17 protein-coding genes, 1 tRNA gene and 1 pseudogene are annotated in these 15,507 nt (G+C 39.7%); 14 read left to right on the forward strand and 5 right to left on the reverse strand.

The genetic code is table 11. From position 1 onward, the window contains the following. The 11 genes and pseudogenes from GZ996_RS08590 to GZ996_RS08640 form a co-directional block, all read left to right on the forward strand. Positions 1–379 (forward strand): annotated as a pseudogene (locus GZ996_RS08590) (phosphoketolase); the annotation flags it as partial. Between the two features lie 70 nt (positions 380–449). Then, positions 450–1,403 carry a competence type IV pilus ATPase ComGA gene (gene comGA / locus GZ996_RS08595; protein ID WP_162011840.1) on the forward strand — a complete coding sequence of 318 codons (954 nt, stop codon included), beginning with the start codon at positions 450–452 and terminating at the stop codon, positions 1,401–1,403. After that, positions 1,315–2,358 carry a competence type IV pilus assembly protein ComGB gene (comGB, locus tag GZ996_RS08600; RefSeq protein WP_162011841.1) on the forward strand — a complete coding sequence of 348 codons (1,044 nt, stop codon included), beginning with the start codon at positions 1,315–1,317 and terminating at the stop codon, positions 2,356–2,358. Before comGA ends, comGB begins: the two co-directional genes overlap by 89 nt. Beyond that, positions 2,358–2,654, forward strand: coding sequence for a competence type IV pilus major pilin ComGC (gene comGC, locus GZ996_RS08605; protein ID WP_156806786.1), 297 nt, complete (start codon positions 2,358–2,360; stop codon positions 2,652–2,654). Before comGB ends, comGC begins: the two co-directional genes overlap by 1 nt. Continuing rightward, on the forward strand, positions 2,635–3,042 hold the full coding sequence (gene comGD, locus GZ996_RS08610) for a competence type IV pilus minor pilin ComGD (RefSeq protein ID WP_156806788.1): 408 nt from the start codon (positions 2,635–2,637) through the stop codon (positions 3,040–3,042). Before comGC ends, comGD begins: the two co-directional genes overlap by 20 nt. Next, complete coding sequence (comGE, locus tag GZ996_RS08615) at positions 3,014–3,307, forward strand: competence type IV pilus minor pilin ComGE (RefSeq protein WP_162011842.1); 294 nt, start codon at positions 3,014–3,016, stop codon at positions 3,305–3,307. Before comGD ends, comGE begins: the two co-directional genes overlap by 29 nt. Then, positions 3,273–3,728, forward strand: coding sequence for a competence type IV pilus minor pilin ComGF (comGF, locus tag GZ996_RS08620; protein WP_156806792.1), 456 nt, complete (start codon positions 3,273–3,275; stop codon positions 3,726–3,728). Before comGE ends, comGF begins: the two co-directional genes overlap by 35 nt. After that, positions 3,706–4,263 (forward strand): competence type IV pilus minor pilin ComGG, encoded by a 558-nt coding sequence (comGG, locus tag GZ996_RS08625; RefSeq protein ID WP_202922613.1) that lies wholly within the window; start codon positions 3,706–3,708, stop codon positions 4,261–4,263. The genes comGF and comGG overlap by 23 nt, the downstream gene beginning before the upstream one ends. Beyond that, entirely contained in the window at positions 4,260–5,201 is a 942-nt protein-coding gene (locus tag GZ996_RS08630) for a class I SAM-dependent methyltransferase (protein WP_156806798.1), read from the forward strand. Before comGG ends, GZ996_RS08630 begins: the two co-directional genes overlap by 4 nt. A gap of 70 nt (positions 5,202–5,271) precedes the next feature. Beyond that, positions 5,272–6,465: an acetate kinase gene (locus tag GZ996_RS08635; RefSeq protein ID WP_161979746.1), complete on the forward strand. Its 1,194-nt coding sequence runs from the start codon at positions 5,272–5,274 to the stop codon at positions 6,463–6,465. Between the two features lie 91 nt (positions 6,466–6,556). Beyond that, positions 6,557–7,753, forward strand: coding sequence for an acetate kinase (locus GZ996_RS08640; protein WP_162011843.1), 1,197 nt, complete (start codon positions 6,557–6,559; stop codon positions 7,751–7,753). A gap of 53 nt (positions 7,754–7,806) precedes the next feature. On the opposite strand, the gene GZ996_RS08645 is transcribed toward GZ996_RS08640, so the two are convergent. From GZ996_RS08645 to GZ996_RS08655, 3 genes are all read right to left on the reverse strand, one after another. Next, positions 7,807–8,763, reverse strand: coding sequence for a S66 family peptidase (locus GZ996_RS08645; RefSeq protein ID WP_162011844.1), 957 nt, complete (start codon positions 8,761–8,763; stop codon positions 7,807–7,809). A 210-nt stretch (positions 8,764–8,973) separates the two neighbouring features. Then, positions 8,974–9,044: transfer RNA gene (locus GZ996_RS08650), tRNA-Cys, on the reverse strand. Between the two features lie 54 nt (positions 9,045–9,098). Beyond that, positions 9,099–9,485 (reverse strand): ribosomal maturation YjgA family protein, encoded by a 387-nt coding sequence (locus GZ996_RS08655; protein WP_162011845.1) that lies wholly within the window; start codon positions 9,483–9,485, stop codon positions 9,099–9,101. A 221-nt stretch (positions 9,486–9,706) separates the two neighbouring features. On the opposite strand from GZ996_RS08655, the gene rpsB reads away from it, so the two are divergent. From rpsB to GZ996_RS08670, 3 genes are all read left to right on the forward strand, one after another. Then, positions 9,707–10,471: a 30S ribosomal protein S2 gene (rpsB, locus tag GZ996_RS08660; protein ID WP_121835576.1), complete on the forward strand. Its 765-nt coding sequence runs from the start codon at positions 9,707–9,709 to the stop codon at positions 10,469–10,471. 339 nt (positions 10,472–10,810) lie between these two features. After that, entirely contained in the window at positions 10,811–11,851 is a 1,041-nt protein-coding gene (tsf, locus tag GZ996_RS08665) for a translation elongation factor Ts (RefSeq protein ID WP_156806805.1), read from the forward strand. A gap of 131 nt (positions 11,852–11,982) precedes the next feature. Continuing rightward, on the forward strand, positions 11,983–13,128 hold the full coding sequence (locus tag GZ996_RS08670; RefSeq protein ID WP_161980756.1) for an MFS transporter: 1,146 nt from the start codon (positions 11,983–11,985) through the stop codon (positions 13,126–13,128). 520 nt (positions 13,129–13,648) lie between these two features. Here GZ996_RS08670 and GZ996_RS08675 read toward each other — a convergent pair. Beyond that, positions 13,649–14,119, reverse strand: a complete 471-nt coding sequence (locus GZ996_RS08675; protein ID WP_161979532.1) for a COG2426 family protein — start codon at positions 14,117–14,119, stop codon at positions 13,649–13,651. Positions 14,120–14,516: 397 nt separating this feature from the next. After that, on the reverse strand, positions 14,517–15,413 hold the full coding sequence (locus GZ996_RS08680; RefSeq protein ID WP_162011846.1) for an ROK family protein: 897 nt from the start codon (positions 15,411–15,413) through the stop codon (positions 14,517–14,519). Positions 15,414–15,507 lie beyond the last annotated feature (94 nt).

Below are 15,507 nucleotides of genomic sequence, written 5' to 3' on the forward strand. Positions count from 1 at the left end.
TTCACCAAAAGTGGATCCACGAGGTTTGTCAGATGAAGTGTTTAACAAACTCTTCACAACGGATAAGCCAGTTATCTTTGGTTTCCATGGCTATGAAGGGATGATTCGTGACCTCTTCTTTGACCGTGCCAACCATAATGTTTATATCCATGGTTACCGTGAAAATGGCGATATCACAACGCCATTTGATATGCGAGTGATGTCAGAGATGGATCGCTTCCATATTGCCAAAGATGGGGCCCAAGCTGCACTAGGAGACAGGGCGTCAGCCTTTGCCCAAGAAATGGACGAGAAGGTTGCTTACCATACCGCTTACATCCGAGAAAACGGAGATGACATCCCAGAAGTCCGGGATTGGAAGTGGGAGAATATTAATTAAAACACAAAAAATCTTGTCCTTGCGGCAAGATTTTTTTGCGTCCTTACGAATAGTTAGGTAAGGAGGCGTTATGGTACAAGAACTTGCAAAGGAAATTATCCAAAAGGCGGTAGAGTTAGATGCGCAGGATATTTATCTGTTACCTAGGGAAATTGATTATGAACTTTATATGCGAATTGGTGATGAGAGACGCTTTATGGGAGAGTATGACAAAGACAAGATAGCGAGTCTTATCAGTCATTTTAAGTTTGTATCTGGTATGAATGTCGGTGAAAAGCGGCGTAGTCAGCTTGGTTCCTGTGATTATGAACTCAATAGTGAGGAGAAAGTTAGTCTAAGATTATCAAGTGTGGGTGACTATCGTGGTCAAGAAAGCTTGGTCATTCGTATTCTTTTTAGCGGACGGATTGAGCTCAAATACTGGTTTGATGGGCTTAATAAGCTTAAGGAAAAATTATCTGGTCGAGGGCTTTACCTTTTTTCGGGCCCCGTTGGAAGTGGCAAAACTACCTTGATGCATCAGTTGGTCGCTGAACGTTTTTTAGGCCAGCAGGTCATTTCCATTGAAGACCCTGTAGAAATTAAAGACCCCTCCATGCTTCAGTTACAACTCAATGATAGTATTGGCATGACTTATGATGCTTTGATAAAGCTGTCGCTCCGTCATCGACCAGATGTTCTGATTATTGGTGAAATTCGTGATAGTGAAACGGCGCGTGCGGTTATCAGGGCTAGTCTAACAGGAACCGTTGTCTTTTCAACCATTCACGCTAAAAGTATTCCAGGAGTCTATGCTAGATTATTAGAATTAGGGGCATCACCAGAAGAACTTCACAACAGTTTACGAGGGATTGCTTATCAACGTCTCATCGGGAAAGGAGGGATTATTGACTATGCCGAAGACCATTTCCAAAACCACAAGCCAGACCAGTGGAATGACCAAATTGATCAGCTGGTTGCAGACGGACATCTCACTTTTGAAGAAGGAAAAATCGAAAAGATTACGGCTGAAAGACCAGCGTAAGGTTATTCAGCTCTTCGCTAATCTGATGAGCGCAGGTTTTAACTTAACTGAAATGGTTAGTTTTTTAGAGCGGAGTCAACTGCTACCGACCAAACAAACCAAACAAATGCGGCAAAGTTTGCTGAATGGCCGTGGTATGGCAGATATGTTGGTAGAGCTAGGTTTCTCAGATGAAGTGGTGACCCAGCTTTCCTTGGCAGAAATCCACGGTAACACCCTAACAAGTTTGCAAAAAATTGATAGCTACCTTGCCAATCTCACCCAGGTTAAGAAAAAATTGATTGAGGTAGCGACTTATCCAGTGATTTTACTTAGTTTTCTCGTTCTGATTATGCTAGGATTAAAAAACTACCTTCTACCTCAACTGGAAAATGGCAACTGGGCAACGACCCTCATTAGCGATTTCCCTGTTATATTTCTAGGAACATTTTTGGCGGTTCTGATTTTTATTTTCGTGACTCTTTTCATAGCGAAAAGACAGAGTCGCCTAAAAGTTTGGAGCTTCCTGTCACGGTTTCCTTTTTTGGGAAAAGCGGTGCAGCTTTATCTAACGGCCTATTATGCTAGAGAATGGGGAAATCTTATCGGACAAGGAGTGGAGTTGGCACAGATTACCCAACTCATGCAAGAACAGAAGTCTCTGCTATTTCAAGAAATTGGAAAAGATATGGAAGAAGCTCTCTTATCAGGACGTGATTTTCATCAAAAAGTGCTTGATTATCCCTTTTTCTTACGGGAACTCTCTCTCATCATCGAATATGGTGAGGTTAAATCCAAGCTGGGAAGCGAGCTAGATATTTTTGCTGAGGAGACTTGGACAACCTTCTTTTACAAGTTGACTAAGAGTACACAAATCATTCAACCAATAATCTTTATTTTTGTCGCACTGATGATCGTTATGATTTATGCGGCCATGCTATTACCAATGTATGAAAATATGGGAGGATATTTTTAATGAAAAAACGATTTCAAAATCTTAAACACGCAACCGTACAAGCTTTTACTCTGGCAGAAATGTTAGTGGTCCTTTTAATCATCAGTGTTTTGATGCTCTTATTTGTACCAAATTTAACCAAACAAAAGGATGTCATTCAATCAAAAGGGAATGCTGCTGTGGTTAAAGTAGTTGAAAGCCAAATGGAAATGTACAAGTTGGAGCACGATCAGGCTGCTAGTGCTGAAACGTTGGCAGAGAAAGGTTACATTACACAAGATCAATTGAAGGCCTACAATGCTAAGAAAAACTCTTGAAGCATTTACCTTATTAGAAAGCCTTATTAGCCTTTTAATCATCAGTTTTCTAGTCATAACTCTTTCGGGATCGGTTCAAGGCATTTTTCAAGATGTAGAAGAGAAGTTGTTTTTCCTCTCTTTTGAAAATCTCTACTGTGATAGCCAACAGTTAGCTGTGGCACAAAAGAGTGACTTGCAGTTGACACTAACCTCACAAGAGATTAGTAATGGGATAACCAAGCTCTCTCTACCTCAAAGCGTCAGCCTTTTAGAAGAAAAAACAATTGTATTTGATGTAAAAGGTGGCAACCATAGTTTGACTAAGATTAATTTTGCAACTGCTGATAAAACAATCACCTACCAGTTGTATCTAGGGAGTGGTAAATATCAAAAAACGACACGTTAAGGCTTATATTTTGCTGGAAAGCTTAATAGCATTAGGGGTTCTTGTCACCATTGTAGCTTTGGTTCTCAATCAGATTAATCGTAATCATGAGCACCTCATTAAGAGACTTCATGAGCAAGAGGTTTTAATGGTAGCGACAATGGCGGTGCAAACTAAACAGTCTCATTTACCCCTAAATGGTGTATCGGTTGATGTAGTCAGAACAAAGGCGGGGCTTTTGGTAACAGAAAATGGAAAAGAGGTTATTTATCTTGAGAAAAATTAAGTTACCTGCCTTTACGCTATTAGAATGTTTAGTTTCTTTATTAGTTATTATTGGGTCTGTGCAAGTTTATCAAGGCTTGACGCAGGTATTATCCAGTCAAGTTCATTACTTATCGGATAAGCGTCAGGAAGAATGGCTTCTTTTTTGCCAACAATTACAAGCTGAATTTGAAGGTGCAAAAGTGATAAAGCTTGACAACAATAAGCTCTACCTGTCTCAGAGAGGTCAGCGTTTAGCCTTTGGTCAATCAAAAAAGGGTGACTTTCGAAAGACAAATGCTAATGGGAGAGGTTATCAACCTATGATTTTTGGATTGAAGAGCTCAGCTATTTCCCAAAATGGTAATCTAATAACGATCAATTTAACCTTTGAGGGAGAGTTAGAAAGGAGTTTTATCTATGCTTTTGAAAAAGAAAGTTAAGGCAGGAGTGCTCCTCTACGCCCTGTTGATGTCTGCTATCTTTGCTCTACTTTTGCAGTTTTATCTTGGCCGAGTGCAGGCAGCAGAACGCCAGAATCATGTTCAATTACTAGCTTCTAAAGCCTATCTCATTGCTCAAATAACTTTGGATGAAGCGACTGAGAAAAGCGGTAGGTTACAGTTATCTCATGGGACTAGCTATTGGGAACGAAAGGGAGAAAAAGTAGCAGTTTCCGTCAGTCTACCAGATGGTCATGTATACCATTATGATTTCATAAAAGATGAAGAACAGAAATCAGAACCAGAAAAGAGTGAAAAAGTAGAATCACAAGAAAGCACAAAAATAGTAGTAGAATCCCATTCAGATGATAAAGAACCACTTACTAAAGAGACCGCATCAGTGACAGATATAAGAGAACAAGTTGAGATAGTAAGTGATGAGGCTATTCAAGAGAAAAGTGAACCTTCACTAGATACCAATAATAAGCGGAAGATTTTGTCAATCTCTGGCTTTTTTGATATCATAGAACCATGAATTTTGAAAAGATTGAAACAGCCTATGAGCTGATTTTGGAAAATATCCAACTGATTGAAAACGACCTTAAAACTAATATCTATGACGCTTTAATTGAGCAAAATAGTTTTTATCTTGGTGCTGAAGGGGCAACTGAAATGGTTGCTAAAAATAATGAGACGTTAAAAGCACTTGACCTCACACAGGAAGAATGGCGCCGTGCCTTCCAATTTATCTTTATCAAGGCTGGGCAGACAGAAAGTTTGCAGGCAAATCATCAATTTACGCCAGACAGCATCGGTTTTATCCTACTCTTTTTAATGGAGACCCTGACAGATAAGGAACAACTTGATGTCATTGAGATTGGTTCGGGAACAGGTAACCTTGCTCATACGTTAGTGACTAATAGCCGTAAACAACTAGATTATATGGGGATTGAACTGGATGATTTGCTGATTGACCTTTCTGCCTCAATTGCAGATGTCATGGGGTCTAGTGTCAGTTTTGTTCAAGAAGATGCTGTTCGCCCCCAAATCCTAAAAGAGAGCGATGTCATCATCAGTGACCTTCCTGTTGGCTATTATCCCAATGATGAGATTGCGCGCCGCTATACAGTAGCTGCCACGGCTGAACATACCTACGCCCACCACCTTCTGATGGAACAGTCGCTTAAGTATCTAAAAGCTGATGGGTTAGCATTGTTTTTAGCCCCAACTGACCTTCTGACAAGTCCTCAATCTCCTCTTTTGAAAAAATGGCTGAGCGGATATGCCAGTGTCCTTGCTGTCATCACATTACCTGAGACTCTCTTTGGACGAAAAGATAAGTCTAAAGCTATCTTTATTTTGCAAAAGCAGAGCAGTCAAACAAGAGAAGCCTTCGTCTATCCTATAACAGATTTACAAAATCAAGATGTTATAGTAGAGTTTATGACAAAATTCAAAAAATGGTCGGAGTGACTATGTGAAATTTGAACAAGAATGTGATAGAATAAAAGCAAATCTAGTAAAGAGGTAAATGAGGTAAAACATGTCAAAAACAATTGCAATCAATGCGGGAAGTTCAAGCCTAAAATGGCAACTTTATGAAATGCCAGAAGAGGAAGTCTTGGCATCAGGACTAATTGAACGTATTGGATTAAAGGATTCTGTTTCAACAGTTAAATTTGCTGGTAAAAAAGAAAGTGAAACACTTGATATTCACGATCATCATCAAGCCGTGAAAATCCTTTTAGATGATCTTATCCGCTTTGAAATTATTGCTAACTACGATGAAATCACTGGTGTTGGTCACCGTGTTGTTGCTGGTGGTGAGATTTTTAAAGAATCAACAATCATTGGTGAAAAAGAAATCTTAGAGATTGAAGCACTGAGTGCTCTTGCTCCTCTTCACAACCCAGCTCATGTTGCAGCGATTCGTGCTTTTGAAGAAGTCTTGCCAGAAGTGCTTAATGTTGCTGTTTTTGACACGGCTTTCCATACAACGATGCCAGCAAAAGCTTATCGTTACCCAGTGCCAAAAGTCTACTATACTGAAAATCAAGTTCGTAAATACGGTGCACATGGAACAAGTCATTTCTATGTGTCACAAGAAGCAGCTAACTACCTTGGTAAACCTGTTGAAGAGTTGAAAGTGATTACAGCTCACATCGGAAATGGTGTCTCAATTACTGCTGTGGATGGTGGTAAGTCTGTAGACACCTCAATGGGCTTCACACCACTTGCAGGTCCTATGATGGGAACACGTTCAGGTGATATTGACCCGGCCTTGATTCCTTACTTGGTGGCTGAACGTCCTGAATTGGCAGATGCAGCAGCTGTTGTTAATGCTTTAAACAAAGAATCTGGATTACTTGGTATTTCTGGAAAATCAAGTGATATGCGTGATATCATTGCAGGGTATGAATCTGGCGATGAAGATGCAACGCTTGCTTTTGAAATGTACATTGACCGTTTGAAAAAATATATCGCTCAATACTTTGGTGTCTTAAATGGTGCAGATGCACTTGTCTTTACAGCTGGTGTTGGTGAAAACTCTGCTCCAGTTCGTCAAGCAGTTGTTGAAGGATTGACATGGTTTGGTATGGAACTTGATCCAGAAAAGAATGTCTTTGGAGCAGTCGGTGAAATTTCAACAGCTGATTCTAAAGTCAAAGTTTTGGTTATTCCAACCGATGAAGAACTTGTGATTGCGCGTGACGTAGAACGCCTTAAAACAAAGTAAGTATTAAAATTAGCAAAAAAGCTCAGTTGTCAGGACTGGGCGTTTTTGCTATAATGAAAATAAAAGAAAACGTTTACGGAGAGGTGATTTGATGTCAAAAACAATTGCAATTAATGCTGGGAGTTCAAGCCTTAAATGGCAACTCTATAAAATGCCAGAAGAGGAAGTGTTAGCTGCCGGTATCGTCGAACGCATTGGGCTCAAAGATTCGATTGTGACTGTAAAATTTGATGGTAAAAAAGAAACGCAAATCTTAGATATTGCAGACCATATTCAAGCAGTTAAAATCTTACTTGATGACCTTATTCGTTTTGAAATTATTGCAAGTTACGATGAAATTACAGGTGTTGGTCACCGTGTTGTAGCGGGTGGTGAAGACTTCCAAGAATCTGTTCTTATTGATGAAGACGCTCTTTTGAAAATAGAAGCATTATCAGCACTCGCACCGCTTCACAATCCAGCTAATGCAGCAGGTATTCGTGCGTTTAAGGAAGTTTTACCAGATATTATTTCTGTAGCAGTCTTTGACACAGCTTTCCATACAACGATGCAGCCCCATACCTATCTTTATCCGATTCCACAAAAATATTATACGGACTACAAAGTGCGTAAGTATGGTGCACATGGAACCAGTCACTATTATGTGGCACAAGAAGCTGCAAAATATCTTGGACGACCATTAGAAGAATTAAAACTCATTACAGCTCATATCGGTAATGGTGTGTCAATCACAGCTAACTATCATGGTCATTCTATTGATACTTCGATGGGCTTCACACCGCTTGCGGGACCAATGATGGGAACACGTTCTGGAGATATTGACCCTGCCATTATCCCTTACTTGGTTGAGCATGACCCAGAGCTTAAAGATGCAGCAGCAGTAGTGAATATGCTCAATAAACAATCAGGACTTCTAGGGGTATCAGGATTTTCAAGTGATATGCGTGATATTGAAGATGGCCTTCAGCGTAAGGATAAAGATGCAGTACTAGCTTACAATGTTTTTGTTGATCGTATCAAGAAATTCATCGGTCAATACCTAGCTGTGTTGAACGGTGCGGATGCCATTGTCTTTACAGCTGGGATGGGAGAGAATGGTCCCCTAATGCGTCAAGATGTTATTGAAGGATTGTCTTGGTTTGGTATGCGTATTGATCCAGAGAAGAACGAATCTCGTGGTATCTCAGGCGATATTTCAACGCCAGATTCAAAAGTGAAAGTTCTTGTGATTCCTACTGACGAAGAATTAGTGATTGCGCGTGATGTAGAGCGCTTAAAAAATCAATAAAGAAAAAAGGTTAGCTGATGTTTATTACTGAACTAAGCTAACCTTTTCTTATGTCAATGAGTTTTAAACTCGATTGATTGTTTTTGAGTATTAATACTAACCTCTCCACCAATAGTGATGGTAAAAAGTGGTTGAGTGTGGGCAAAGTCTAGGTCATACATAACAGGTACCTGTTTCAAGATAGGGTGTTTGTCAAAAATGGCCATTAAAATCTCCTGTGTCATCTCAGTTTCTTTAGGGAAACGGCCAAAGAGGACTGCCTGAGGATTTGGATAAGCCTGTAAGATGGCTGTGAGATGACGGAGAATAATCACATAATTATCATCTTCAGCTTCTTCTAGAAAGAGAACGTATTTATCAGGTTTTGGAGCATACTCTGTTCCTGTCAGAAGGTTCAGTGTTGAAATGTTGCCACCGATAGCTGTTCCAGAAGCTTTGCCATGATTATAAACCTTCCATTCGGTTGGGAAAAAGCTGCGCGGTAAACTTGGGTCGTACCAAGCATCGCTAGACCATTCGGTACTTGGTGTTAGAGCGTATTGTGACTGAGTAACAGCGTTTAGCCACATCTTACTTTGATACTCCTGGCCCTGTTGCATTTTGAAACTTGAGTAGCTTGGCCCCATATAGGTCTGCATACCAGTTTTAGCATAGATACCATTGAGGAGAGCCGTTGTGTCAGAATAACCACAGAAAATTTTAGGATTCTGAGCAATTACATCGTAGTTAAGATACGGTAGTAACTCGTTACAGTTGAATCCACCAATAGTTGTCATAATAGCATCCACTGTCGGATCTGAAAAAGCAGCTTCCAAATCAGAGACGCGACTTTCAATTGACGATGAAAAGAAGATGTCGTTTTCGAAATAATTTTCCGAAAATGATAGTATAAATCCTAATTCTTCAAGTTTTTCTTTGGCAGCTAAGTTAGCCTCAAATCCACCAAGACGTTCGATAGAAGATGACGGACTGACAATACGAATGTGATGACCTTTGGCTAATGTTTTCATAGCAACCTCCAAAAAGATTTTAGACTATTGTAGCAGAATCACTCTAGATTGCAATAGAAAAATGAAGATATTAAGAGAGTGGTTTACTCTTGTTCCAAATTCGCCCCAAATTATTTCAGAAATTAACCCAATTTAACCCAACAGAAAATCAAAAAAGCCTGTAAAATCAGGCTTTTCATTCGGTTAATTCCTGTTAATTCAGGTACTGAAAGGCGGTAGACGGATTTGAACCGACGATCAAGCTTTTGCAGAGCCGTGCCTTACCACTTGGCTATACCGCCATAACAAAGAATATTCTACCTTAAAATCTCTTTCCCGTCAAGAGGTAAAATCGGTTAAAAATCCTTAATTCCTTTTCGATGAGCCATCTTATCAAGTGAAAAGATCAGAAAAACACCCCAAATATAGGCGATAAGGTCACTAATTAGAAATCCTTGTCCTAGAAAAAGATGACCTAGAGTAGTGGTACGAATAGTATCTAGCGGAGCCCAGTTCACAAGTTGTGAAAATTCCACAATAAAAGATACTCCAAGGGATATAAGGGCAGTAGCCTCTGGCTTTATTTTTGTGAAAAAAAGTCGAAAGCCAAGATAGACTGCTACAGCCCAGAGAGAGTCGCCAATCCAAAGAGGAATATTGCTGATTTTACGGCTGAGCAGACCAAAGGAAATCGTGGTTACAAGGGATATCAAGTAGAAAAAACGAGATTTAAAAGTTGTCATAAGACTATCTTAACGAAGTTTGACGAAAAAGACAATTTTAAACTTGAAAACCCAAGAAATTAGTGATGATTAGCTTGCTTAATAATATTTTTTTTGTTAAAATATAATGGTTGTCTAACAACAAATACTCATCTTAGATCAATTGTGGTCTTGTTGCCGAAAGGTTGGGCTGCAAGTCGAAGTCTGAGAGAGGAAAAAACATTATAAAGGAGAAACTACTCATGGCAGTAATTTCAATGAAACAATTGCTCGAGGCTGGTGTTCACTTTGGTCACCAAACTCGTCGCTGGAACCCTAAGATGGCTAAATACATCTTCACAGAGCGTAACGGAATCCACGTTATTGACTTGCAACAAACTGTAAAATTAGCTGATCAAGCTTACGATTTCATTCGTGATGCAGCAGCAAACGATGCAGTTGTTCTTTTCGTAGGTACTAAAAAGCAAGCTGCTGAAGCAGTTGCTGAAGAAGCTGCCCGTTCAGGTCAATACTTCATCAACCACCGTTGGTTGGGGGGAACTCTTACTAACTGGGGGACAATCCAAAAACGTATCGCTCGTTTGAAAGAAATCAAACGTATGGAAGAAGAAGGTGTCTTCGAAGTTCTTCCTAAGAAAGAAGTTGCACTTCTTAACAAACAACGCGCACGTCTTGAAAAATTCTTGGGCGGTATCGAAGATATGCCACGTATCCCAGACGTAATGTATGTTGTTGACCCACATAAAGAGCAAATCGCTGTTAAAGAAGCTAAAAAACTTGGTATCCCTGTTGTAGCGATGGTTGATACTAACGCTGATCCAGATGATATCGATGTTATCATCCCAGCTAACGATGACGCTATCCGCGCTGTTAAATTGATCACTGCGAAAATGGCTGACGCTATTATCGAAGGTCGTCAAGGTGAAGATGCAGAAGTATCATTCGAAGAAGAAGTAGCATCAACTGAATCAATCGAAGAATTGGTAGAAGTTGTAGAAGGTAAATAAGTAACAAAGGACTCTCGTCCATGAACAATTTAGCCAATATGCTGAATTGTAAAACTTGAACCAACCCAAGAGGGCAGAGCGTTCCTGCTCTGCCCTCTGTTTTATTAAACATGTTAAGGGCAACTTTGTCGCCCAAGAGCTGACGACGCCTAAATTATAGAATCGTTAGCAGGTCGAGCAATTGCTACTCTGTGGTTAAAGTAAAGTTAGCTTGGCTAACCTTGCAGGCAAATCTGGAGACTTTAAGATCTAGATTTAGCCGTGAAAGCGCAGGTTTGCTAGCGTGTCGGACCACTTAAAAGCAAATTGCAAAAAATAAATTTTATAGGAGAAAAAAACATGGCAGAAATTACTGCAAAACTCGTTAAAGAATTGCGTGAAAAATCAGGTGCCGGCGTTATGGACGCTAAAAAAGCACTTGTAGAAACTGACGGTGACATCGAAAAAGCAATTGAGTTGCTCCGTGAAAAAGGTATGGCAAAAGCGGCTAAAAAAGCTGACCGTGTTGCCGCTGAAGGTTTGACTGGTGTCTACGTTAACGGTAACGTTGCAGCAGTTATCGAAGTTAACGCTGAAACTGACTTCGTTGCGAAAAATGCTCAATTCGTTGAATTGGTAAACGAAACAGCTAAAGTTATCGCAGAAGGTAAACCAGCTAACAACGAAGAAGCACTTGCTTTGACAACAGCAACTGGTGAAACACTTGAAGCAGCTTACATCAATGCAACTGCAACAATCGGTGAAAAAATCTCATTCCGTCGTTTCGCTCTTCTTGAAAAAACTGACGATCAAGCATTCGGTGCTTACCAACACAACGGTGGACGTATCGGAGTTATCTCAGTTATTGAAGGTGGCGACGAAGCACTTGCTAAACAAGTATCAATGCACATCGCTGCAATGAAACCAACTGTATTGTCATACACAGAACTTGACGAGCAATTCGTTAAAGATGAGTTGGCACAATTGAACCACAAAATCGAGCAAGACAACGAATCACGTGCTATGGTTAACAAACCAGCACTTCCATTCTTGCAATATGGATCAAAAGCTCAATTGACTGACGAAGTGATTGCTGCTGCAGAAGAAGCAATCAAAGCTGAACTTGCTGCTGAAGGTAAGCCAGAAAAAATCTGGGACAAAATCATCCCAGGTAAAATGGACCGCTTCATGCTTGACAACACTCAAGTTGACCAAGCTTACACACTTCTTGCTCAAGTTTACATCATGGATGATAGCAAAACAGTTGAAGCTTACCTTGACAGTGTAAATGCTAAAGCAGTTGCATTTGCACGTTTTGAAGTTGGTGAAGGTATCGAAAAAGCTTCAAACGACTTTGAAGCAGAAGTTGCAGCTACAATGGCAGCAGCTCTTGGAAACTAATGTAATTAGAGTTTACAAATGAAAAAGCAGGGAAACCTGCTTTTTTCATTGTGACTGATGAGTGTTATCAAGTTGTGCTCACTTGAAATAAGTTACATGCTACTAGAGCACAGGTAGCAGCTAGTGGTGTTATGAAAGAAAAGGTTTGGTTAAAAATTTCCTTGTTATCTGTTTCACTCTTTATCATGTCCCATTTGGCCATAGCGCCAGCAATTCCCAAGCTCTATGCTTTTTATCAGGTTAAGGGTGCTGGAGTTAGCTTGGCGTCTGTGGAAACTTTGGTGACCATCCCTGCTATGATGATTATGGTAACCGTTGTTTTGGGAAATGTTATTGTAACAAGAATTGGTAAAAAGAAAACAGTTGAGATAGGTTTACTTCTTATCCTGTTATCAGGTATTGTGTCATTTTTAGCGAGTGAGTTTAAGCTTGTTTTACTTGGTCGTTTGCTTCTAGGTGTAGGAATAGGGCTTTATAATCCTTTATCTATTACCATGATTAGTGATTATTTCCAAGGGAGTCAGCGAGCTAGCCTCATAGGGCTACGGACAGCTACGATGAATGTCGGAAAGACTCTGACTACCCTCATCGTAGGTTACGCTATGCTAATGGGCACATCCTATATTTATTTAGTTTATTTTCTTGTGATTCCCGTTTTTCTCCTTTTCCGTCATTTTGTGGAAGAAGTGCCGCTTACAGAGCAAAAATTATCTAAACTTGTCATCTTTGATAGACGTGTTATCCTGTGGATGCTGATTACCTTCTTCATTGGAGTGGCTTACATTGGCGCAACCATCAAAATTCCAACCTTATTGGTGACGCATTATGGCTACGATGAGCTGATCTCAAGCTATATTTTGACGCTTTTAGCCTTTAGTGGGATTTTAGCGGGACTCTCCTTCGGTTTTTTAGCGAAAAAAATGGCAGAGCAAACCTTGAATTTTATGCTTGCTATGATGTTAGTAGGTAATCTCTTCTTTACCGTTAGCAATCATATGATTTTCTTCTATGTCGGTTCAGTTCTGATTGGTTTTAGTTTTGTCGGTGGCATGTCTGCTATCTTTGACGCCATCGCTAAAAGCTACCCAATAGAGCAAATCAATTTCGTTACCAGCATGGCGATTACAGCTGGAAATGTTGGTGCCATCATGGCCCCCATTTTGTTAACTAAAATGATTTTGTTCCTTTCTCTAGAAAGCTATCTTACGCCGTTTTACATTACCGCAGTGATGATGGCGATTGGCTTATTGTGCTATAAAACTGTTAAGAGGAAATAAGAGATAAAATGATAGGAGCAGAGATGTTCCGTTTCAGTATAATATCTTGGATTGAGGCTGGGTAAAAAGTCTTAAAAATAGTAAATGGCTTAGAGTAACGCTGTCAAAAAACGTTGATTCTAAGCCATTTTATTTTGTTCAAATTTCAACAGCAAGGCTGAGATTTGAGTTTTTATCCAGCCTCTTTTTATACTTAACAAAAATCAAAAATTACTTTTTGTTTTTTTTCTTAAAAGTGCGGACGCAAGCAACCTCCTACGGAGTTTCATTGCTATTTTTTGAGCTTAGGTTTCAAAAAATCCGTTCTTATCAAGAGTTTACTCTTGATAAGAATACCACTATAACGAAAGAAACATGTTAACCTCACTTCGTTCGGTGGTCTATCAATAATATTAGTAGTTCTAAAATGCTAATTTTGATTTTGGATGAGTATTATAACAAAAAAACATGGAAAGTTTTGTCTTTCCATGTGGATTGTCAGTGATGATATGTTTTTTGCTCTGCTATGTTCCAAAATAACTTAATGGCTGAAAGTGTTTAGCCCAAAGATAAGAGATAGGCTGCCCATGATGATACCAGCCAAGATAACGCCCAGCATGACGGCAAAAACGCTGCGCTTGAAATCCCAGTCAAGGATAGACGCTGCAAGGGTTCCTGTCCACGCTCCAGTTCCTGGAAGTGGAATACCTACAAAGAGTAGGAGTGCCCAAAAGATACCTTTACTACCAGCAACTTTTGACAGTTTTTCGCCACCGCTGTGCCCTTTTTTAAGACACCAAGTAAAAAAGTTACCAATGTAAGGTTTATCAGTTCCCCATTCTAAGACCTTACGAGCAAAGAAGAAGATAATAGGGACAGGGAGCATATTACCGATAACTGAAATCGCTAAAGCCTGAGTAAAGGGGATGCCAGAAGCGATACCAAACGGAACAGCTCCTCGGAGTTCAATGAGAGGAATCATTGAAATAAGAAATGTCAATAGATAATTCATGAAAATAGGAATAACCTTTCTGAGTAATACCTATCTATTGTAACTTATCAGAGGATTGAGGGCAAGTCTTTAGTTGTAGGGAAAATGAAGAGGCTCGCTAGTATAGTGACATCTAAGAAAAAGAAAAGATCTAGACTTTTATGAGTTTTAGGTCTTTTAATGACAACTAAATTGTCGCTTATACTTAACAAAAATCAAAAATTACGTTTTTGCTTCTTTCTAAAAAGGTGCGGACGCAAGCAACCTCTTACGGAGTTTTATTGCTACTTTTTGAGCCTAGGTCTCAAAAAGTCCGTTCTTATCAAGAGTAAACTCTTGATAAGAATACCACCGTGGCGAAAGAAGTTCTGGAAAATCAATCCATTTATTGGTTCTTGATTTTGGATGAGCATTAGCCTTAAGGATTTTCTAATAGTTGATAAAGTGCTCCATAGAGATTTGCATCATTGCCAAAGTGAGCTGGGATGATTGATAAATCAGCTACATTCATACTTAAGAGTGGGGAACCTTCAATGACAGTGTTAAATTGTTGATTGATCTCTTCAATCAAAAGTGGTTGTGAGCTAATACCCCCTCCGATAGCATAGGTTGTTAGGTCGAAGAAAGCTTGGAGGTTTAAGATGAGATAGGCAATCTGGCGACAGTAATTTTGGAAAATAGTCTGAGCCTCCTCATGACCATTTTTCAAGGCTTCAAAAGCTAGTTGACCATTTTTTAGGTCGTCGTTGCCTACAGCTTCATTGATTTTTGAAATCATGAGAACTGCTGATCCGATAAAGCCAACCATTTTTTCAACTTCTGGCTTACTAGCTTCCAGAACAGAAAGGCTGAGTTCTCCAGCCTGAAAATGAGGTCCCATGCGCAGCTTACCATCTAAAATAATGCCTCCACCGACACCTGTACCAAGTACGATAACAGCAGCGTCTTTAGCTCCTTGCAGACTTCCTAGCCATAGTTCTGCTAGAGCGGCTGCTTTGGCATCATTTTGGACACTAGCTGGAAGATTGTACTTATCTTTAATAACTTGTTTCAAGCAGAGCTGGTCAAGATAGGTTAAAGCTCCTCCGAAATAGATGGTCCCTGTTTCAGTATCTACCTTACCTGGCACGCTAAAAGCAACACCAGTGATGCGTTCGTGATACTGGTCAATGATGCTATAAATACTTGTCAAAAACTCTTCTAAAGAATGTTCAGGAGTCGGTAATTTATCGGAAGATATCAGCTTGCCATCTTCCTGCATAAGAGCATATTTGATATTTGTTCCGCCAACATCAATGGCTAAATAATATTTCATGAGTGAGTTACCATCTCCGATAAATAAAGAGCAGTCACAAGGTCAGTGATTAACAATTAAACATGATTGTGATAGGATTCTTTAGTCGGTTTTT

Origin of the sequence: Streptococcus sp. S784/96/1 (assembly GCF_902729355.1) — a bacterium.
Lineage (GTDB): Bacteria > Bacillota > Bacilli > Lactobacillales > Streptococcaceae > Streptococcus > Streptococcus caledonicus.

Bases quoted from the DNA above. Each gene is read 5' to 3' on its own strand.
- comGA (WP_162011840.1), top strand. From the start codon at position 450: ATGGTACAAGAACTTGCAAAGGAAATTATCCAAAAGGCGGTAGAGTTA.
- comGB (WP_162011841.1), top strand. From the start codon at position 1,315: ATGACCAAATTGATCAGCTGGTTGCAGACGGACATCTCACTTTTGAAG.
- comGC (WP_156806786.1), top strand. From the start codon at position 2,358: ATGAAAAAACGATTTCAAAATCTTAAACACGCAACCGTACAAGCTTTT.
- comGD (WP_156806788.1), top strand. From the start codon at position 2,635: ATGCTAAGAAAAACTCTTGAAGCATTTACCTTATTAGAAAGCCTTATT.
- comGF (WP_156806792.1), top strand. From the start codon at position 3,273: ATGGAAAAGAGGTTATTTATCTTGAGAAAAATTAAGTTACCTGCCTTT.
- comGG (WP_202922613.1), top strand. From the start codon at position 3,706: ATGCTTTTGAAAAAGAAAGTTAAGGCAGGAGTGCTCCTCTACGCCCTG.
- GZ996_RS08630 (WP_156806798.1), top strand. From the start codon at position 4,260: ATGAATTTTGAAAAGATTGAAACAGCCTATGAGCTGATTTTGGAAAAT.
- GZ996_RS08635 (WP_161979746.1), top strand. From the start codon at position 5,272: ATGTCAAAAACAATTGCAATCAATGCGGGAAGTTCAAGCCTAAAATGG.
- GZ996_RS08640 (WP_162011843.1), top strand. From the start codon at position 6,557: ATGTCAAAAACAATTGCAATTAATGCTGGGAGTTCAAGCCTTAAATGG.
- GZ996_RS08645 (WP_162011844.1), bottom strand. From the start codon at position 8,763: ATGAAAACATTAGCCAAAGGTCATCACATTCGTATTGTCAGTCCGTCA.
- GZ996_RS08655 (WP_162011845.1), bottom strand. From the start codon at position 9,485: ATGACAACTTTTAAATCTCGTTTTTTCTACTTGATATCCCTTGTAACC.
- rpsB (WP_121835576.1), top strand. From the start codon at position 9,707: ATGGCAGTAATTTCAATGAAACAATTGCTCGAGGCTGGTGTTCACTTT.
- tsf (WP_156806805.1), top strand. From the start codon at position 10,811: ATGGCAGAAATTACTGCAAAACTCGTTAAAGAATTGCGTGAAAAATCA.
- GZ996_RS08670 (WP_161980756.1), top strand. From the start codon at position 11,983: ATGAAAGAAAAGGTTTGGTTAAAAATTTCCTTGTTATCTGTTTCACTC.
- GZ996_RS08675 (WP_161979532.1), bottom strand. From the start codon at position 14,119: ATGAATTATCTATTGACATTTCTTATTTCAATGATTCCTCTCATTGAA.
- GZ996_RS08680 (WP_162011846.1), bottom strand. From the start codon at position 15,413: ATGAAATATTATTTAGCCATTGATGTTGGCGGAACAAATATCAAATAT.